This window comes from Chitinophagales bacterium (assembly GCA_016787225.1).
Classification (GTDB): Bacteria; Bacteroidota; Bacteroidia; order Chitinophagales; family JADJOU01; genus CHPMRC01.
This window is the reverse complement of sequence record JAEUUY010000010.1, coordinates 29,262-49,364: the sequence shown is the minus strand read 5'-3', so window position 1 is coordinate 49,364 and position 20,103 is coordinate 29,262. Positions and strand designations below refer to the sequence as shown.

The window sequence follows — 20,103 nt, the reverse complement described above, 5'->3', positions numbered from 1 at the left end:
TTCTTTAGTTAGAATTTTTTCCATTAATTTCTTATCTTTGTAGATAGTAATTCTTAAATTTTTCCTGTGAAAAGATTAATAATTTATATTGTATCGGTTTGTATTTCTATTGATTTCAATGCACAAATCACGATTCCTGCCACCCATATACCTACCATAGGCGATGTGTTTACCTATGGTGTCCATAATCAACTTTATACTCCTAAGCCTATTATTGGAGGGGTATATGATTTTTCAGACTTGACACAGAATGATACGACGGTTATACGCTATGTCGCTAATGATAAGACAGTCGAGTATCCTAACTCTAACCTGAAATTGACAGAAGATGATAATGACCAAGCTACCGTTTTTTTCAAAAAGAGTGGCAATGATTTATTTTTGATATCTATCGGGCAACTTCAACAACAAATGCCTATACCTGGTATAGGACCTATGAACCTTAAAGGCACAATGAAGTATTCTAGTTTCCCGATGACAAATACCACGAATGTGACAAGTAGCGATGAAGTCAAAATTACAATTCCCAAAACCTTATTTCAAGGCTTCAATATTGATTCTATGCTCCAAGGTATGCTGCCAGGTCTACCTCCTGGATCTCAGTTAATAGTAGATTCAATAGGAGTAGAAATAAAACTTAACCTGAATCTCAAAGCAGAAGGTAGCGGTAAAATTAAAACACCTGTCGATAATAATATTGATGTGATAAAAATTGTAAGGATTATAAGTGGTACACCTAAAATTATGCTTTATGCCAAGGCTAAATTGGGAGCTTTTGAATTACCAATTAGCCAAGACTTAACTCCATTTTTGGGAGGACAGTTGCCAATAAATGCACTCAATATTACCACCCACACCTTCTATTCGCCAAATTTTCGGCAAGAAATAGTCAATGCGACTGTAGATTCTACTGGAAAATACCAGACTGTCAGCTACCGATATAGAACAAAGAATGGAGTTATCACGAATCAGATTCGGTCGTCTAATACCTCAAACCTAGACTTTGATCTAGTAAATGGTAGAATAGAAGTTAGAAATTTGAATCCTGGACAAATAGCAAGAGTATCCGTGTATTCAATGGAAGGCAAGAAACTGCAAGAAAAGAATGTGACTCTAAATGATTCCTATCTATCCTTGTCTCATTGGACTGGTATAGGAATAGTCCATGTCATGACAGAGTCGGAAGTTGTGTCCAAGAAAATCGCTACGCAATAGGTGTCTTCCAATAAGAATATTCAAGAATTATTTGACAAGGCTTCTAAGATATTAGAAGACTATATTGTTCTAAAGAAACTTCGACGTACTCCTGAGCGAAATTATCTCTTGAAACTCATTTATGACCGAAATGATCATTTTGGGGCAGAAGATTTATTTCATGCAGTAGATAAAAATCAGTTTAATGTCAGTAAGGCTACGGTCTATAACTCTCTAGAGTTGTTTTTAGAGTGTGGCATTATCACCAGACATTATCTCAATAACAATACTTCTATCTATGAGAAGGCATATGGATTCAAGCAACATGACCATTTTATCTGTCAAGAGTGCAAGAAAATCATAGAATTCTGTGACCCACGTCTCTATCAAATCAAGAAATCACTCGAAGAAGTTTTAAATGTAGAAATCAATTCCCATCAGCTATACCTCTATGGCGTATGTGGGGATAAGGGGTGCAAGGGTAAAAGAAAAGTATAACTGTTTTATTTCAAAACTGTGGTTTATGTCAGAGGAAGAATTAGAAATATTGACAAAAATCCGTAACAACTATACTGAAAAAGTCACAGAAATAAATTTATTAGAAAGTCAAGAAAATTTACTTTATGATGAGACTCAAAATTTAGTAATATTTGATGGTTATAACCTAAACTATATTGAATGTGTATTTCAAGTAAATCAAACTAAAGACGCATACATATTACTAAGTTATTTGCAAAGCAATATCAATACAGGAAGAAGGAACAGCATAGGAAACGGGCTTCACTTAGTGGGATTTAAAAAACTAACAACAAATTTTGCAAGAATTTTTATTAGACCCCAAACATTTGAAGATAGTATCAATGATTTTTTCAATCCAACGGAACTCAAATTCAAAGAAAATCCAAAATTCTCTAAGCAGTTTTATATCCATTCCAACAATGAAATGGCGTTATACAATTTTCTAAATTCTAATAGGGTAACCAATATGTTACCATACAAAGACTTAATATTAGAAGTTAATGAATTTGATTTGTTCCTAAAATTTCCAATGGCATTAGATGAAGAAACTTTTAGCAAATTGATTAATTTATTGAAAGAGCTATAAGAAAATTACTCAGAACTCTTATAAATTAATATCCATTTTCACAATCTTATTCGCTAACTGTCCACACGCCGCGTCAATATCTTTGCCGCGGCTTTTGCGCACCTTGGACTGTACTCCTTGGTTGCGAAGGGTTTGCAAGAATTTATCTCTACGCTCCTTTTTCGACTTGATATAAGGCGTTTCAGCTACGAGATTATATTCTATCAGATTGACATAGACGGGGAAATCTTTGCAGAGTTTAGCTAGATTATGAGCGTCTTCTTCACTATCATTATATTGTCCTAGCAAGATATATTCATAGGTGATTTTATTGTGTGTCTTCTCATAGAAATAAGTGAGTATTTTCATTAACTCTTCCAATGGATTACTCTTATTGATATCCATGATAGCCGTTCGTTTTTCATTCGTAGCGGCATGGAGTGAGAGTGCTAGATTTATTTTCAATCCCTCATCGGCTAGTCTTTTAATATTACGCACTATGCCTGAAGTAGAGATGGTGATTCGCTTAGCACCTATGCCCAGTCCTTCTTCTTCGCTATTCAATACATGAAAACTCTTAACCACTTCATCGTAATTTAGGAGAGGCTCTCCCATGCCCATATAGACGATATTAGTCAAAGGTTTGCTGTAATATTTGAGTGCAAGTTCATTTAATAGATAAACCTGATCATAAATCTCAAAAGCAAACAAATTTCGCTTGCGAGGCAGAAAACCTGTAGCACAGAAGGTACAACTCAGACTGCAACCTACCTGAGATGAAATACAAGCCGTGATTCTTTCCTCAGAAGGAATAATGACACCCTCAATCGTCTCCTTATCATAGGTTTCAAAACCTACTTTGATTGTACCGTCTTGGCTCTGCTGAAAATGGCTTACTTTAGTTTCTGGAGCGAAGAAATTTTCTTTAAGTTTTGCTTGCAATTCCTTCCCTATGTTTTTCATGTGTGCAAAGTCTAATACACGTGACTTCCACAGCCATTGATAGATTTGCTTGGCACGAAACCCTTTCTCTCCCATGGCTTCGAGCGCAGTTGTGAGTTCAGTCTTATCGAGGGTTCGTATATTCTTCATTTATTATTCACTTTCAACTATCCACAGTTCTCTGACCACTACCTATTTTAATTTCCCTAAATAATTAGCCAATTCCAAACTATCGATTCTCTCCATTTTATTATAGAGTAGTTCATTACTTTTCCCATAAAAAAAGGCAGTCGGAAATAGAAGTATCCCCTTTTCTTTTAATCTCGTTTTCGTGAGATAAATGGGTAATTCATAGTCGAATTTAGAGCGATATTTTTTGAGTAAAATGGTGTCTTCGTCCGTTACAAAATAGATAGGAATATTTTGTTTTTTGCTAAAATCCATAAGGCAAGGAGTCTCTGCTACACAGTCTTTGCACCAGGTTTGAATATAACAAAGGATATAGGGCTGGTCTTGAGGAAATTTCACTCGTTGCCCTTGCATATCTGTAATTCCCATTTGATTGTTGTCGAAATATGGAATATAGTAGTAATAATAACCCAAATACCCTAGACCGATAAGCAGGGCAATTATGAAAAGCAATTTTTTCAATTCCTTTTATTTATGCATGAAGAATTTGAGCGATTTAGCTACCTTGTCCTTCAAATCTTTTCGCTCAGATATGAAATCTAAAAAACCATTTTCCAGCAAAGATTCTGACATTTGAAATCCTTTGGGAAGCTCTTTTTTAATCGTTTCTTTTACGACTCGTGGTCCTGCGAATCCTATCAAGGCTCCAGGTTCAGCAATATTGATATCGCCTAACATGGCATAGCTAGCAGAAACACCACCTGTAGTAGGGTCGGTCATAAATGAAATATATGGCAGCTTAGCCGCAGCCAATTGAGTCAATTTTGCGGAGGTTTTAGCCATTTGCATAAGCGAAAAGGCACTCTCCATCATACGTGCGCCACCTGATTTAGAAATAATCATAAAAGCTGATTTCGTTTCAATAGCCTTATCTATTCCCTTAGCTATTCGCTCACCGACGACCGAACCCATAGAGCCACCGATAAAGGCAAAATCCATACAGGCTATGACGGTACTGATGCTATCGATTTTACCTATACCTACACGTATTGCTTCGGTCAGACCAGTATTTTTTATAGCTGACTTTAATCTCACAGGATAAGGTTTTTCATCGACAAATTCTAGCTTATCGGACGCTACAATATTTTCAAATAAAACCTCTACTTGATTATCATCAAAGAAAATAGAGAAATATTCTTCAGAACCAATTCGACCAGTTGCTTGACATTTCGTGCAGCACCAGAGATTATTTTCATAGTCTTTGAATGGAATGGTCGCACGACACTTTTTACAACTATACCATACACCATCGGGAGTCTCTAGCTTATCGGTCGTCTCTGTATTGATATTTTTCTTGAGGCGCTGCCACCATTTTGTCTTTTCCGTATTTTCTTGATATTCAAATTCCATATCTCACGTTTTATAGATGCAAATGTACATGTTTTTTTTTATATTTATTACGCATCCTAAGTGTAAGAAAAAGAATCAATTGTATCTAAATTGCTTCTAATCTTTAAACTTAAAATAGACTTTATCTTCATTTAATTCAAAATTAGTATTTAAAGGCATTTTCAAAGTAAATGGTTTGGAATTTTCCAATAAAACCTGACTTTCTTTGCCATCTACTTTATAATATATTCGCAGACTGAGATCTTTTCGTTCATGACTCAGTGTCAAGGTTATAGTTTTGATTCCTGTTGCTTTGATTTCTTCTTTTTTTACTTGAGGGATATCGGCATATTGAAGATAGGCACTAAAGAGTGGGTCCAGTTGACGTTTCGTTATCTTATTAAAATATTGTACGATATCTTGATAATTTGTGGTGCGTTTCCCAAAGGTCTTGCCAATATCTTTCAATATAAAATTCCACACTTGCTCATTATTGATCTGATATTTGAGGGTGTGGAAGAAGAGAGCACCTTTAGCATACATGTCACCATCTCCTTCTTTGGCCACTCCATAGTCACCCTGAATAGGCTTTAGATTTTTGACGCGTCTTTTCATATTGTTCATATAGGCGTCCCCAGAACCGGGTCCATAGGCGCATTCCGCATATATACTCTCTGCGTATGTAGTGAGAGCTTCGTGTATCCACATATCAGCATTATCCGCTGCAGTGATGTTATTGCCAAACCATTCATGTCCGGTTTCATGAATAATGATATAGTCAAAATCGTGACCTCCCGTATAATTTTTATTGCCAAGATAACCGCTGAAATACTTATTGCCATAGGCTACACAACTCTGGTGCTCCATGCCGAGGTAAGACGTCTCTACTAATTGATAGCCGTCTTCATAAAACGGATAAGGTCCTAATTTTGCTTCGTAGCAGTCTAACATAGGAATAACCTGCTGGAAGTGCTTTTTTGCTTTTTCCAGATTGTAGTCCAAAACCCAAAATGCCATATTCAAATTTTTGCCATGGACTTTTGAAGTGTAGACCTGATTAATGCTTTTATAGTGTGCTATATTTAGGGTCACATCATAGAGATTTATGGGCTGAGTCACTTTCCATTTCCATTCGGACTTACCATTGGGTAGTTTTTGTTGTGAAATAAGCTTTCCATTAGAGACTGCTTTGTATGAATCTGGTACTGTGAGACTTATTTCTATACCTCTGTCTGGTTCATCAGACCAATGGTCTTTGCATGGCCACCAACTAGAAGCACCCAATCCTTGGCAGGCTACACCTACCCAGTGTCTATTCAAACTATCTTTTTTCCATACAAATCCTCCATCCCATGGCGCTCTTTTAGCCTCAGGTGGAATGCCATGGTACTTGATGCTGAGTGTATAACTGTTGCTTTCTTTGATTATATTTTTAGTAGCTATATATAGGTGATTCTTATCTCTTCGGTATTTGCAAGCTATGCCTTCTATTGTTATTTCCTGTACTTCATAATTATCGAAGAGATCTATTTGCAGACTATCCATTTTATCTTGGCTGATAAACTCCATGCGTGAACTACCCGAAATCTTTTTCTTTTCTAGATCGATATCCAGGCTGAGCTTATAATGAGTCACGTCATATGCACGACTAGGAGTGATAGTTCCTAGTAAACTATCATATCGCGTGTATTCCTTCTTTTCTTTGAGCAGCTGGCAGAATGCTAATAATGGTAAAATTTGAAACCAAAGCAATAGGATGAATGTTCTTATCGGATATTGACTCATAACAGATTTTATATTTCTCAAAAATAATGACTAGAAGTTTAATCCCTTGGATAATATTAGCTATCACTCTAGTCATAGACTATTATGGTTATAGTGCTGTGCGGGCAGCCTTTCAAAACTCTTCGGAGAAAACTAAAAATCTGGCTTACTTCATTTATTTTGGCTTGACAGCCTTTGTGATTATTTATTTTATTCTTGCGTTGATATTTAATTTCAGAGAACATAGCACGCCAGTGACTCGCTTTATGACAGGTATTTTCATGGGAATATTTGTTTCCAAGCTGATTTTAGTTCTATTTCTTCTAATAGAAGACGGAACTCGTTTTTTGAGTTTTCTTTATAATACCATAGTCAAGCCGAGTAAAGAATTACATACCAGTCGCAGACAATTTCTAGATTCCGTTTTTCTAGGCGTAGCAGGCTTACCCTTTCTGGCATTTATTCACGGTATGGTTAAAACAGCCCATGATTACCAAATATGGAAGATTCGAGTACCTATCAAAAATTTGCCATCTGCACTAGAAGGTCTTAAAATTGTTCAGTTGTCCGATATTCATGCAGGTAGTTTTTCAGATAAGACACCACTAAAAAATGCAGTGGACCTTATCAATTCTTTGAAGCCCGATTTATTTTTCTTCACTGGAGATTTGGTGAATAATAAAGCCTCCGAATACGAACCTTTTATAGAAGTATTTCAGCAAATTAAAGCCAAATACGGACAGTTTTCTATCCTAGGCAATCATGACTATGGCGACTATATTCCATGGGAAACACCTGCATTTAAAGAAGAAAATTTCCAAACCTTAAAAGATTACCATAAGCAAACGAATTGGGATTTGCTGTGCAATGAAAACCGAATACTCGATATCAAAGGTGAAAAACTAGCTTTGATAGGCGTAGAGAACTGGGGAGCCAAGATGCATTTTACCCGTCAGGGTGACTTGAAAAAAGCGTATCAAGGGGTAGAAAATATCGGTACTAAAATACTTCTTTCTCATGATCCTAGCCACTGGGATGCGCAAGTGAGAGCGCAATATCAGGATATTCAACTCACCCTTAGCGGACATACCCATGGTATGCAGTTTGGGGTAGAAAATAAATGGTTTCGATTCTCACCTGTACAATGGTTCTATAAACAATGGGCTGGGCTGTATTCTGAAGCCGATCAGCATATTTATGTCAACCGTGGCTTTGGCTATATCGGTTATCCTGGTAGGGTAGGTATCCGACCAGAGATTACGGAGCTGACGCTGGTGAGTGTAGATTCTATAAGTCGTTCGTGAATTTAAAAGTCATACTTCCGAGATAAATGAGTTTCTCATCTCTTTGATCAGTATAGAGACTAATTCGCGAATCATTGATTTCTGATTTTTACTTCCCTATTTTTTCTCCTTCTTTCGCGCTCTTTTTTACCTCAGCTAAATAGCTGGTTAATTTCCCATTAGTTTCACTTCCAATTAGTCCTATTCCATTGGCATAGTGCAAATGGTATTCCTTACTCTTTAATTTATCTCTTCCTGTCAGTTGAATACATTCAATTACAATTAAGTCTTCATAGTTCCTTGCTGGGGTTTGAAGTTGCTTATCAATTCCTATAATCTCGTAGCACCAACTGCTATCTGCTTCTAGCCATTTTTGACCCAAGGTAACTTTTTTTGGCAACACAATAGATTCTTTATTTATCCTGTGATCATAGTGATAATAATTTTCATCATCTTCTCTATAGTAGGTGGTATCTATTTTTCCCCAGGTATAATGTCTAATTTTTGCATAATACTCAAATTCTCCAAATTTAACTTTATCAGGAAGGTAATAGTCCAAATGGGCACTGTTACCCATTTTGAAATACATAGCAGTATTTGATTCTTCATAAAAAATTATATAATTATTTGCATCCTTCGTTTGTCCTAAGCAGATATTTATCACAATTATAAGAATAGATAAAATGGTATTTCTTTTCATGGATTATTTTTTAAGATGTTAATTATTGTCTGTTAATTTAGATCTGGCTACTTTGTTGTTATTTTATTCTATTTATTTCTGTAGCATCCTGTAGTCCTACAATCGCTTCGAATACTTCATCCTGATTGATACTATCTGACCAACCTTTTTTAGCTAGCTCTGTTCTAATTTCTTCTTCTGTCTTATCTTTCATCAAATGATAAAAAGCAAAATCAATAACTTCACCAGGAACTCTTTCAATAACATATTGTGTCAATACTCTGACAATTCCTAAATAAAGGAAAAGACCTGTCAATCCTAATTGTATTAACCAGCTAATGACTAAACCAAACCAACCAGTATTCAAATTCTTTATTGTCAATCCTTGGGACATTCTCAATTTTATAAACTCGAAAAATGAAAATCCATCAAAATTATTTTCACTCAAAACGATGTCATATTGAAAATACTGGTTTAAAAAATAAATAAGAATGATCATTCCTGCCAGTAAATATTGTAAGATATCAAAGTTGGTATAATTTGAAAGTTTTATTAAGAATTTCATTATAAATGCAATAATAGATGCAACTAAAAACTCAAATAATAAAATAACATAAATTCCTTTTAATGAAACAAAAGCTAATATGTAGCCAAGAATTATTGAAACTATGATTCCTCCAATAATTGGTATGATTATATTTGGAGTTTTAGGTTTAACTGGGTTTGGTAATTTATCTGGAATAACATAATCGTCCCAGTTCTTCTTTTTCTCATTTTCCTTTTCGAGTTTTTTTAATGATTCGTTATCGAAGCTTTTTAAGGTTTTCTCAAATGCATATATAAATAATTTTACCCTTTTGGAATTTCGGCCAAGATCCCAAACTTCACTTCCCAGGCTCTCACTTTTTACCAGTATATTCCCAAAATTATAACTTGCTGATATAGCCTCTGTCCAGCGTTCCATTCCCATGCTTTTTTCGCTGCGCTTTGCTTCAATGTTGTTATCATCTTTATAAACTAAATCCCAGCCGAGTTTTTCAACGACAATTTCTGCAATAGCAACAAAAAGAGTGTTATTGACGGTCGTTTTAAATTCTTCTTTATAGTTAGGTGTAAAAGCAATACTATGTTTTTTCTTAATTGTTTTTTCATAATCTTTAAAAATGTTTTCCATTAAATTGTGTATTATAGTTAGTGATAGTTTTATCAAGCGTTAACAATAGACGATATGAGCAAAATTCAGTACTTTACTTTTCTAAATTTTTCTTCATACTATCTGCATAGGTTCTAATCAGTTCATTTGTGATTTCCCAATTTTCGAGCTCTTTATACCATTTTATAAAATTTATTTTGTCCTTATTTTCATAATAGTATTGCATGATATTATAGCAATTCTCCGCATGATACTGTTTATCTTTTAATATTGTTTTTGTTTTAGAAAAATGCTGACAAGCGAGGTCTATTTGATGATTCTTTGAAAGGGTATAGATATATTCTTTATTGATATATGCGTCCTGTGGATATTTAATGACATCCAATTCTAAAACTTTTTCTGCTTTGTCATATTGATTTAAGCAATTATATGAATAGGCTAACTCTACGTTTAGGCCTTTATATTCGGGCTCCAGTGTTTTAGCTTTCTCCAAAAAGCTCAATGCTTTTTTACATTCTCCCCAGCCATTATACATATATCCCCAGTTATAGAGCCTTTTGACAGTGCCGGTATCCGTTTTGTAAAATTTTAGCCAATCTGGATACTCTTCTATTTGTAAGTCTTTAAATATAGTTGATGGTATTATAGCAACCTTTACGTTATTAGGTTTCAATCTTGCTTTGATACTGGATCCTGTTATTTTTTCAACTTCTATAGCATTGAGTTTATTATATTTGAATCTACCTTCTTTGTTAAACGTCAATCCAGCTTGTGCATCAATATAAATGAAACCATATGTATAGGTGTCTTCTTCATCTTTACTGAATGCAACCCATTTGTCTTCGCATTCGACAAATCGCTTGTCAAAAACTAGATTTGGTTGGGCACAACCGTTTAGAGCTAATATGGAAAGCAGAATGACTAAATGTTTCATTATATTCAATTTGAACAAAAATAGCAATTATTCTGTAATACCAATCTTACATATAAATACTCCTATGTGTACTATATATAGAGAGTGGTAAATACCCATGTGAATTGTGTTTAGTCCATTGGAGCCTAGCGTCCCGATAGCTATCGGGAGGACTATTACAGAATTCCACACAGTATAAAATATTTTTATCATGCTATGCGCAAAAAAAAAGTGTAAACATTCAGTTTATACTTATCGAAATATCAGCAGTAAAGCTATATAATAAAAGGGGAGAGGCACTGCGCAGAGACTAGTCTCTCAGCTGCTGTACCATCATGGTTTTGAATTTTTTCTCGGCTTCGAGAAGTTGTACTACCTTTTTCTCTGGGAGGATTTTTCGGAATTTCTCCAGATACTCACGTTGAAGATTGATAAGTTCCTGCTCTATATCGATCATTTTATCTACTGATTTTTCAGAGCTACGACCTTCTTGTCTCAGAGCTCGTCTAATTTCTTTTTTCTTCTGAATGTATTCGTTATAGACTGGAAAAAAGGCATCAGCTTCACTAGCGGTGAGCTGAAGCTCTTTGGTCATAAAATCTCTTCTTACATTGGCCACATTGTCATTCTGGGCAGATAGACTAAGCCCGCAAATAATAAAACCGAACGCTATAAGTATTCTTTTCATGTTTATTCTTGTTATGTATCGATTCAAAGATATATAGTTTTTAATTTATTTTAAGGATTAATTCAAATGACCACAGCTCATGCCTTCTACTTCGCAGAGATAGTCTTGGATCTCACTTTCACTTAGTTTGTTGAACTGCTCTACTTTGCTCGGCATTTCTATGGCTAAGAAGTCGCCTTCCTCTTCCAGATAGGTCTTGACTTCGTTTTCACTCAGTTGAGGTTCACTAGATTTCATAACAGTCAGTATCCCTAGGCTAAGAATAGCAAAAGCCGAAACAGCTGCTATAGCATAGGAGAATCGCTTGTTATTAAACATAGTTATATGTTTTGCCTCTCTCGGTACTTCTTCTTGTTTTAAACGTTCAAAAAATCTATCTTCCATCCTTTCGAAATAGTTCTTTGGTAGCTCATTTGCCTGGGCAAAATATTGCTTTTCCATCATGGCTAATGGAGACTTTAGTTCTTCAAGTTCTTTTTTTAATTCGTGGTTCATCTCATTTTTTCTTTACATCCGTGCTTCTAATCTAGTTTGTTATCAAGTATTAGATAAATTTCGAGTCTCTTGGGTTTAATTCTTTTTAATAAATTCTTCTATTTTTTTGACTGCATGGTAGAAAGAGGCTTTGAGTGCTCCTTCCGAAGTGCCTGTAATCTCCGCTATCTGGTTATAAGGCATTTCTTCATTGTATCGGTAGTGAAAAATAAGTTTTTGTTTCTGGGGCAGTTTTTCAATGGCAGTTTCTATTCTTTTGAGGACTTCTTCTCTATCATAGATTTCATTGTTAAATAGCTTATCTTCTGTCTGAGACTCTATCATAGGTTCGGAGGTCTCCCAGTCTGCTAGTTTTTGTTTTTTTCGACCCTGTATATAGGAGACAGATTCATTGTAGGTAATTCTATAAATCCAGGTAGATAAGGCACTTTCACCTTTGAAAGCGGCTATATTTTGCCATATTTTTATCCATACATTCTGCAAGACCTCTTCGGTATCATCGTGATGTTCTACAATGCGCTTGATCTGCCAGTAAAGTTTTTCCTTATACTTATGTATGAGATGCCGAATACCCAGTTCTACCTGAGCGGCATCTTTGCACATGGCTACTATCTTATCGTCCTCTAGCTTCACGGAACGGGTTTGAATGAGTTTAGAATATCGTTCATCTCTCCTTCGTAGTTTTTATTGCGCTCTTTTCCTCTAGTCCAGACCGTGAGCAATAAACTTTTTCCTTTTTGATAAATCAATTTTTGTCGGTAGAAAATAGCTTCTTTTTCATCTTTGAAATTTCCTGTGATCCTAGATTCTATAAATCCATTTTTATGGGAGGAATCTGTCTCAGGATTCAGCAGACCTTTAGAAATTCTTGTTGTCGTTAGAGTCCATAAACTATCTCGACCTACGGTATCTTTCAGTATAAAAGCTACGACGTAGAAGTTTCGGTATCGATTGGCATATTCCAGCTCAGCGTCTTCAGCTAGTTCTTCTTGTTTTACAAAGCCCGGAAGTGCTACCTTAAAATCACTATGCTGAATTACCTGAGTCTTCGAATAGTCCTGACAAGCATTGATCATAAGGATAGTCGAAAGGAAAAGAAGTCCTATTCTATTCTTCATCTTCCGTATATATTTTGGGTGGAGATTTCTCGAGTCTTAGGCTCATATCCAGAATATTTTTTAATTTTTCTTGGCGCATTTCATGAATGATATAAAATCTATAAGTTCCTTTTATAGGAAAATAGGTCCTTTTGAGAATTAAAATTCTAGAAAAACAAATATCTCCAGCACATTTCCCCATCCATTTTCCAGACTCATCGCATAAAGGGAGTGATACTACCTCGGATTTTACCTCTCCATTCGGTAGTATGGTTATGATTTTTACATAGAGATTGGTATAGTCATAGACATCTCTATGTCTTATAGCCACCGATAGATCGTAGCGCTGGGAAGAATCTTGAATATCGATTTCATATTGGAGGCTGTCGGTCATTCTCCATCCATAGGTGTTGACGGGTGTGCTTTTTTCGTATACCACACTCGTATCACAACCAATAAGCGCACACAATGTAAAAAATGCTACAAGAATCCTAAACATGATATTACTCTTTTGGTGGGGGCTTTCTAAAATGTTTTTTCTTCTTGTTCTGGTTATTTGTCTTCGGTTTGATCTGTTGATTATCCTGAGGGTTGTTTTGTTGTTTATTGACGTTTTGGTTTTGTTCTTTGTTCGTTTGCTGCTTATTTGCGTTACTACTTTGCTGAGTGTTGCCACCTTTATGCTTGGATTTTTTCTTGTTATTTTGTTTTTTCTTTTCCAGTGTTTTCAGTTGAATCTGACCTACTAGGTCTTCGTCTTTTTTCACTTTTTCATCCTCTTTTTCTTTGATGGCCATGCTCGACAAACTCTGTGGTTTCTGTCCGCGCTTATTCAACTCTACGATATGCATGGCATCTTGTAAACTCAGTTTGTACAAATCACTTGCAGGATCATTTTTATAGGCAAATACCACTTGTCTTTTCAGAATTTCAGTCTTGCGAATAACAGCAACGCCCTCCTCGGTTTGGATTTCATTGATATTAGAAGGAAATTCTTTTGTAGCTTCGACGTATTGCGCTAGTTCATAGTTCAGACAACATTTTAATCTTCCACACTGTCCAGAGAGTTTTTCTATATTTATAGAAATGTTTTGATATCGCGCAGCACTGGTAGTAACTGATGGAAATTCATTTAACCATGTACTGCAGCAAAGCTCTCGACCACAGCTTCCCATACCTCCTATTCTAGCAGCTTCTTGTCTAGCGCCAATATGCTTGAGTTCAATTTTTATTTTATATTCTGCCACATAGCGTTTGATAAGCTCTCTGAAATCTACTCGATCGTCTGCTATGAAATAGAAAATAGCTTTTTTGCCATCTGCCTGATATTCTACCTCACTGATTTTCATATCCAGATTGAGCTGACGGGCTATTAGACGGGCTTTGATCATAGCATCCATTTCCTTTTTGCGAAAGGTCTCCATGGTCGCTAATTCCTTTTCATTCGCTTTTCTGAGAATCTTAGACAAGGGCTCTTTTGTGGTATCTACTTTATTTTTCTTCAATTGTAGTTTGACCAACTCGCCTTTGAGGGATACCTGTCCTATATCATAGCCTCCGCTTCCTTCGACGCATACATATTCTCCTTTGACCAGATCGATGCGCTTGTCATTGATATAGTAATCTTTTCTTGATCCTCCTTTAAATGAGATTTCTACGACATTAAATTCATCGATACCTGTAGCATACTGGATATTGGAAAACCAGTCAAATACATTTTTTTTATTGCAGCTGCCGGTACTACAGCCACCAGAACTACAACCTCCACTCGAACAACCCATACAATATATAATTATTGACTAACAAAATTTTCAAATTCTTCTCTATTTTGAATCTTTCCTGATTCAATCGCCAAAGATACAAAACTTATTTTTACATTCGCATTTCCTTCTATGGCGAAGTGATATTTATCCAATAGCTGATTCCAGACTTCTATTTGGTCTAGATCCAGTAAATTAGCAAAGTGATGACCAGCTTTTAGTAAAGATTCATTGAGTTGGGAATTGCCAGTTATTTTTATCATAATCACCTGACGTAGAAAATATTGAAAATATTCTAAAAACTTCTTTTGATTGGACTTTGATTGTCCAGATAATACTTCCGCTTGTTTCATAGCTTTATTGATATTATCAAATTTTCGCTCATGGAAATTAATCAGACCACGAAGGAAATTAATCAGGTTTTGTTCCAAAGGAAATTCACTATCTTCATCTGCTAAATAGCGCTCTGATTCTATAATATCACCTTCGGCAAAATGGATAGCTCGTTCGAGCGTATCGGTATCCTGTTGTCCCTGCTGGTGTATGAAATAGTCCTGAATTTGTTTATTTCTAAGAGGTAAAATTTTATGGATATTGCAGCGCGAAAGAATGGTGGGTAATAGTCTGTCAGAGTTTTCTGCTATCAAAATAAATAAGGTTTGCGGATTGGGCTCCTCCAGGATTTTCAATATTTTATTAGAATCCTTTTCTAAACTTTCAGCCATCCATATTATCTGCGTTTTATATCCACCCTCGTATGAGGACAATCCCATATCATGCAGTATGATATCACATTCGGCACTTCGTATTTTTGCGTTCTTTTCTTTATGAAAATCCATCCAATCTTTTAAATCAAACATGCCTTTTTTTTCTTCTACTATTTCGCGAAACTCGGGCATAAGGGCACTACTCAAGTTATTGATATCAAAACTGGGAAGGGTACAGTGAATATCAATATGATTGAATTTACTTAGCTTTATGCAGTTAGCGCATTCTCCACAGCTATCATCTTCTTGTTTATCCTGACAATAGATATATTTTAAAAAAGCCATTGCTAGTTGAAAAGTGCCATAGCCCATTTTACCCAAAAAGAGATGGGCATGATGCAGCTTGCCACTATTTACCTGGGCAATGAGAGAAGTTTTGACTTCATCCTGTCCTATAATATCTTTAAACTGAAACATTTTAATGAAGTTGGTAGTCTCGGTGAGCAGTCACAGTGTTTGGTGGTTGATAATTGTAGAAACTATTTTGAAACTCAGTTTAAGATTTTCTAGCGACTACACTTATTTCAATCCGAGCATCTTTCGGTAGTCTAGCTACCTCCACAGTTTCGCGAGCAGGGTAAGGTTCTTGGAGATAAGAGGCATAGATCTCATTGATTTTAGCAAAGTCATTCATATCCTTGATAAAAATACTTGCTTTAATCACATGTTCGAAGCTAAGTCCTGCCTCAGAGAGTAAAGCAGTCAAGTTTTTCATGACTCTGTGTGTTTCCGTTTCGAGATTGAGGTTGTCCATTTCGCCAGTTTCAGGAATGAGAGCAACCTGTCCACTAGTATATAACAGATCTCCAGCCCATACTGCTTGGCTATATGGACCTATAGCAGCTGGGGCATGTTTGGTATTGATAATTTGCTTCATTATAATTAACTTGGTTTCTTTTATTATAATTTTAAAGGATTGTTAATTGCTTGTTCGTTTACCACCTGGTCAATTCAGATAGTTTACAGTGAGCTAGTTTATAAAAACTGACATGGTCAATCGTTCATTCATTTTTACGGAGTGACATCATTCATTCTTATATTACAAGCTCGTAATTCAATGGTTCGTGATGTCCCGATACTGACCTTGACAGGATTTATACTAATGAGATAGTGGTTACCATTATTCGTAATAGTGAGTACAGAATCTTTCATATTAGCATAATTAAAATGATCCGAAATATAGCTACCACTTATTTGGCGCACAAAAAGTGCTTTATAAATTAGAGTTTTACCAGAATCAGGTTTGGTTAATACATCGATTTGAAGTCTATTGACATCAGAATTGGTATATATAAATCGATGATATCCCCCTCCTTGATTAAACAAGAATGTATCCAATGAAGGATTGGGGTTGAAACTATCTTTTTTGTCCACAAGCCATATTCCACCCTTATCACATACAGAACTTAAATCAGGTGCGGGTTCATCTTTTTTACATGCTAGTAAACCTAGTAAAATTACAGCGATACTATATATTGAATTTCTCATGTGTCTATTTTAAATATTTATTTGGTCAAATGCCTGTCTGCATCAGGCAGGCTATTCGCATAAAAATAACCATACCTTGGGAAGAAGTTGCTTGAATATTTCTATGCTCATATCCTATGTTTATAGCAAAATGCCTATAGGGCAAATTTAAGTAAAAAAAATAAAACGCAATTTGAAACTTAATGATTCTATTGACTCTAGGTTTTATCAGCTAAGCAATACATAGAAAATAAAATCTATTAATTTCTTTTCAACTACCTTTGTCATCCGTATTCACTATAGCACTTATACGGTCATGACAAAATATATATTCGTCACTGGAGGCGTTACTTCATCTTTAGGAAAAGGGATATTCGCAGCTTCATTAGCTAAAATTCTTCAGGAACATGGTTTCGAAGTCACCATTCAGAAATTTGACCCTTATTTAAATGTCGATCCAGGCACACTAAATCCTTATGAGCATGGCGAGTGTTATGTGACAGAAGATGGAGCGGAAACAGATTTGGATTTAGGGCATTATGAGCGTTTCCTCAATTCACCGACTTCACAAGCCAATAATGTAACTACTGGTCGAATTTATCAGACCGTTCTAGACAGGGAGAGAAAGGGAGATTTTCTGGGCAAGACTGTTCAGGTAATTCCACATATTACTGACGAGATTAAGCGAAGATTTGCAGCACCAAATAAAGGTAAGAAACTAGACTTTATAATTACCGAATTAGGAGGTACTGTAGGTGATATAGAGTCATTACCTTATATAGAAGCCGTACGTCAGTTTATCTGGGATATGGGTAAGGAAAATGCTATTGTTTGTCATTTAACCTTGATACCTTATTTGTCGGCAGCAAAAGAACTAAAAACAAAACCGACTCAGCATTCTGTTAAAATGCTTTTAGAATCTGGTATACAACCTGATATCCTTATATGCAGAACAGAACATGAGCTTAGTAGGGACATTAGAAGGAAATTGGCTCTATTTTGCAATGTAGATGAATCTGCTGTCATTCAAGCTATAGATAAGGAAACGATTTATGATGTTCCGCTTGAAATGCAGCGTGAAAACATAGATAAGGTTGTTTTGAAAAAATTGAAGGTGAGATCCAAGAAAGAACCTAAGCTGGAGAAATGGATTAAATTTCTCGATAAATTAAAACAGCCAAAATATGAGGTCAATATAGCCTTAGTGGGTAAGTATATTGAATTGCAAGATGCTTACAAAAGTATATTTGAGTCTTTTATACATGCTGGTGCGGCTAAATCTACGAGAGTGAATGTAGTTCCGATACACTCCAAAACGATAACCGCCGAAAACGCTAAAAAGATATTGGGCAAATTTCATGGTATATTGGTCGCACCAGGATTTGGTGAGCGTGCGATTACCGGTAAAATTGAAACCATACGCTTTGTACGTGAAAATAATATTCCATTTTTTGGTATCTGTCTTGGTATGCAGATGTGCATTGTAGAATTCGCCCGCAATGTGCTGGGATTAAAAGATGCTCATTCCATAGAAATCAATAAGAATACTAAGAATCCAGTCATTGATATCATGGAATCGCAAAAAACACGTATAGCCATGGGAGGCACTATGCGACTGGGGGCATATGACTGTGCTATTAAGGATAAAAAATCACTCGCCTACCGAATATATAGATCCCATCATATATCTGAGCGTCATAGACATCGCTATGAGTTCAATAATGAATATCTTGATTTACTTAATAAGAATGGACTTAAGACCAGCGGTAAGAATCCAGAGACAGGACTAGTAGAAATTGTAGAACTTGAAAATCACCCATTCTTCATAGGAGTACAATTTCACCCTGAATTAAAAAGTACACCTGAAAATCCTCATCCATTGTTTATGGGATTGGTGGAGGCAGCTCTTGTTCGAAAGGGTAAGGCTAAATAAAATCCCGACCTTTTCAGATCGGGACGTTTGGTTTGTTTATTTTGTGGGCAGTATTGCCATAAAGGCCTTAAGGAAGAGTAATGTAGTCAAAAAACTTTTGACTAAAATCAAGTAATTATCCGTTATATTTCTTAAATACAGCAGAAGCATTGTGTCCTCCGAATCCGAAGGTATTGCTTAATGCAGTATTTACCGTTCGCTTCTGAGCTGTATTGAGTGTGAGGTTCAATTTTTGATCTATATTCTCATCAGGTGTTGTGAAATTAATCGTCGGTGGAATTATGTCTTCCTGCACAGATTTGATACATGCGATAGCTTCTATGGCTCCTGCTGCTCCTAAAAGGTGACCTGTTTGGGATTTCGTAGAACTGATATTCATCTTATATGCAGCATCACCGAAAAGTTGTTTAATCGCCTTTAACTCTGCTATGTCTCCTAGCGGGGTTGATGTCCCATGCACATTCACATAATCGATTTCTTCTACAGACAATCCTGCTTCTTCTATTGCATTTTTCATCACATTGTATGCTCCCAAGCCTTCTGGATGCGGAGCAGTAAGGTGATGTGCATCAGCAGTCAAGCCCGAACCAACTATTTCACAATATATTTTTGCTCCTCTTTTTAAGGCGTGTTCTAATTCCTCCAAAACGAGTCCACAACCACCTTCGCCCATGACGAATCCATCTCTAGTAGCATCAAATGGTCGAGAAGCAGTAGCAAAATCATCATTTCTTTCACTTAGCGCTTTCATGGCATTGAATCCTCCAATACCACCTTCCGTAATAGCTGCTTCTGAACCACCAGCTACACAGGCATCAATTCTGCCATATTTGATATACATAAATGCATCTGCTATAGCTATCGTTGATGAAGCACATGCAGCGACCGGTGAGAAATTCGGACCTCGGAATCCATATTTCATGGATATATGACCGGCACTGATATCCGGTATCATTTTAGGAATAAAGAAAGGATTAAATCTTGGTGTTCCATTGCCTTTAGCATAAGCGGATATTTCTTGCTCAAAAGTCAATATTCCGCCTATTCCAGACGACCATAATACGCCTACTCTATCAGGATTAAAACTAGAAATTATACCACTATCTTCGACAGCTTGTGTGCCACTAGCCATAGCATAAACAGCTGCTGGATCTAGTCTGTTAAGTTCTTTTTTTTCAATATAAATTAGTGGGTCGAAATTTTTCAACTCACATGCAAACTTGGTTTTAAAATGGGTCGTGTCAAATTTGGTAATTAAATTGGCACCCGATGTACCAGCTACTAGAGCATTCCAAAAGGTGCCAACATCATTACCAAGAGGTGTCACGGCTCCGAGACCTGTAATGACAACTCTTCGCATACCTTT

Annotated in this window: 22 protein-coding genes; 5 read left to right on the top strand and 17 right to left on the bottom strand. The window is 36.0% G+C overall.

The window, feature by feature from the left end:
• Positions 1-66 precede the first annotated feature (66 nt).
• Genes JNL75_02945 through JNL75_02935 form a run of 3 tightly spaced genes read left to right on the top strand, consistent with a single transcriptional unit; the run spans position 67 to position 2,299 of the window.
• Positions 67-1,215 (top strand): T9SS type A sorting domain-containing protein, encoded by a 1,149-nt coding sequence (locus tag JNL75_02945; protein ID MBL7788775.1) that lies wholly within the window; start codon positions 67-69, stop codon positions 1,213-1,215.
• Positions 1,216-1,692, top strand: coding sequence for a transcriptional repressor (locus JNL75_02940; protein MBL7788774.1), 477 nt, complete (start codon positions 1,216-1,218; stop codon positions 1,690-1,692).
• A 25-nt stretch (positions 1,693-1,717) separates the two neighbouring features.
• Positions 1,718-2,299: a hypothetical protein gene (locus JNL75_02935; protein ID MBL7788773.1), complete on the top strand. Its 582-nt coding sequence runs from the start codon at positions 1,718-1,720 to the stop codon at positions 2,297-2,299.
• A gap of 18 nt (positions 2,300-2,317) precedes the next feature.
• Here JNL75_02935 and rlmN read toward each other — a convergent pair whose 3' ends face one another.
• From rlmN to JNL75_02915, 4 genes are all read right to left on the bottom strand, one after another.
• Positions 2,318-3,370: a 23S rRNA (adenine(2503)-C(2))-methyltransferase RlmN gene (rlmN, locus tag JNL75_02930; protein ID MBL7788772.1), complete on the bottom strand. Its 1,053-nt coding sequence runs from the start codon at positions 3,368-3,370 to the stop codon at positions 2,318-2,320.
• Positions 3,371-3,412: 42 nt separating this feature from the next.
• A complete protein-coding gene (locus JNL75_02925) occupies positions 3,413-3,871 on the bottom strand; it encodes a thioredoxin family protein (GenBank protein ID MBL7788771.1) in 459 nt (152 codons plus the stop codon).
• A gap of 6 nt (positions 3,872-3,877) precedes the next feature.
• Positions 3,878-4,759: an acetyl-CoA carboxylase, carboxyltransferase subunit beta gene (gene accD / locus JNL75_02920; protein ID MBL7788770.1), complete on the bottom strand. Its 882-nt coding sequence runs from the start codon at positions 4,757-4,759 to the stop codon at positions 3,878-3,880.
• 96 nt (positions 4,760-4,855) lie between these two features.
• The gene (locus JNL75_02915) at positions 4,856-6,523 is read right to left on the bottom strand and encodes a M1 family metallopeptidase (protein ID MBL7788769.1); all 1,668 of its coding nucleotides are present in this window, start codon (positions 6,521-6,523) and stop codon (positions 4,856-4,858) included.
• A gap of 26 nt (positions 6,524-6,549) precedes the next feature.
• On the opposite strand from JNL75_02915, the gene JNL75_02910 reads away from it, so the two are divergent.
• Positions 6,550-7,806 carry a metallophosphoesterase gene (locus tag JNL75_02910; GenBank protein MBL7788768.1) on the top strand — a complete coding sequence of 419 codons (1,257 nt, stop codon included), beginning with the start codon at positions 6,550-6,552 and terminating at the stop codon, positions 7,804-7,806.
• A gap of 88 nt (positions 7,807-7,894) precedes the next feature.
• Here the strand turns inward: JNL75_02910 and JNL75_02905 are convergent, their stop codons facing one another.
• The 12 genes from JNL75_02905 to JNL75_02850 all read right to left on the bottom strand — a co-directional run bounded on the left by JNL75_02905 (position 7,895) and on the right by JNL75_02850 (position 16,825).
• The gene (locus JNL75_02905) at positions 7,895-8,485 is read right to left on the bottom strand and encodes a hypothetical protein (protein ID MBL7788767.1); all 591 of its coding nucleotides are present in this window, start codon (positions 8,483-8,485) and stop codon (positions 7,895-7,897) included.
• A gap of 58 nt (positions 8,486-8,543) precedes the next feature.
• Positions 8,544-9,638 carry a hypothetical protein gene (locus JNL75_02900; protein MBL7788766.1) on the bottom strand — a complete coding sequence of 365 codons (1,095 nt, stop codon included), beginning with the start codon at positions 9,636-9,638 and terminating at the stop codon, positions 8,544-8,546.
• Positions 9,639-9,711: 73 nt separating this feature from the next.
• The gene (locus JNL75_02895; GenBank protein ID MBL7788765.1) at positions 9,712-10,551 is read right to left on the bottom strand and encodes a tetratricopeptide repeat protein; all 840 of its coding nucleotides are present in this window, start codon (positions 10,549-10,551) and stop codon (positions 9,712-9,714) included.
• Between the two features lie 289 nt (positions 10,552-10,840).
• Positions 10,841-11,218 (bottom strand): hypothetical protein, encoded by a 378-nt coding sequence (locus JNL75_02890; GenBank protein MBL7788764.1) that lies wholly within the window; start codon positions 11,216-11,218, stop codon positions 10,841-10,843.
• A gap of 57 nt (positions 11,219-11,275) precedes the next feature.
• Entirely contained in the window at positions 11,276-11,713 is a 438-nt protein-coding gene (locus JNL75_02885) for a hypothetical protein (protein MBL7788763.1), read from the bottom strand.
• A gap of 75 nt (positions 11,714-11,788) precedes the next feature.
• Positions 11,789-12,346 carry an RNA polymerase sigma factor gene (locus tag JNL75_02880; protein MBL7788762.1) on the bottom strand — a complete coding sequence of 186 codons (558 nt, stop codon included), beginning with the start codon at positions 12,344-12,346 and terminating at the stop codon, positions 11,789-11,791.
• Positions 12,343-12,831, bottom strand: coding sequence for a hypothetical protein (locus JNL75_02875; protein ID MBL7788761.1), 489 nt, complete (start codon positions 12,829-12,831; stop codon positions 12,343-12,345). The genes JNL75_02880 and JNL75_02875 overlap by 4 nt, the downstream gene beginning before the upstream one ends.
• Positions 12,821-13,309: a gliding motility lipoprotein GldH gene (locus JNL75_02870; GenBank protein ID MBL7788760.1), complete on the bottom strand. Its 489-nt coding sequence runs from the start codon at positions 13,307-13,309 to the stop codon at positions 12,821-12,823. Before JNL75_02870 ends, JNL75_02875 begins: the two co-directional genes overlap by 11 nt.
• Positions 13,310-13,313: 4 nt before the next feature.
• Entirely contained in the window at positions 13,314-14,591 is a 1,278-nt protein-coding gene (locus JNL75_02865; protein MBL7788759.1) for a hypothetical protein, read from the bottom strand.
• A gap of 11 nt (positions 14,592-14,602) precedes the next feature.
• Positions 14,603-15,754 (bottom strand): hypothetical protein, encoded by a 1,152-nt coding sequence (locus JNL75_02860; GenBank protein ID MBL7788758.1) that lies wholly within the window; start codon positions 15,752-15,754, stop codon positions 14,603-14,605.
• Between the two features lie 79 nt (positions 15,755-15,833).
• Positions 15,834-16,217, bottom strand: coding sequence for a RidA family protein (locus JNL75_02855; GenBank protein ID MBL7788757.1), 384 nt, complete (start codon positions 16,215-16,217; stop codon positions 15,834-15,836).
• 131 nt (positions 16,218-16,348) lie between these two features.
• Positions 16,349-16,825, bottom strand: coding sequence for a hypothetical protein (locus JNL75_02850; protein ID MBL7788756.1), 477 nt, complete (start codon positions 16,823-16,825; stop codon positions 16,349-16,351).
• A gap of 295 nt (positions 16,826-17,120) precedes the next feature.
• Between JNL75_02850 and JNL75_02845 the strand changes: the two genes are divergently transcribed.
• Positions 17,121-18,737 carry a CTP synthase gene (locus JNL75_02845; GenBank protein ID MBL7788755.1) on the top strand — a complete coding sequence of 539 codons (1,617 nt, stop codon included), beginning with the start codon at positions 17,121-17,123 and terminating at the stop codon, positions 18,735-18,737.
• A 115-nt stretch (positions 18,738-18,852) separates the two neighbouring features.
• On the opposite strand, the gene fabF is transcribed toward JNL75_02845, so the two are convergent.
• Complete coding sequence (gene fabF, locus JNL75_02840; GenBank protein ID MBL7788754.1) at positions 18,853-20,097, bottom strand: beta-ketoacyl-ACP synthase II; 1,245 nt, start codon at positions 20,095-20,097, stop codon at positions 18,853-18,855.
• Between the last annotated feature and the right edge of the window lie 6 nt (positions 20,098-20,103).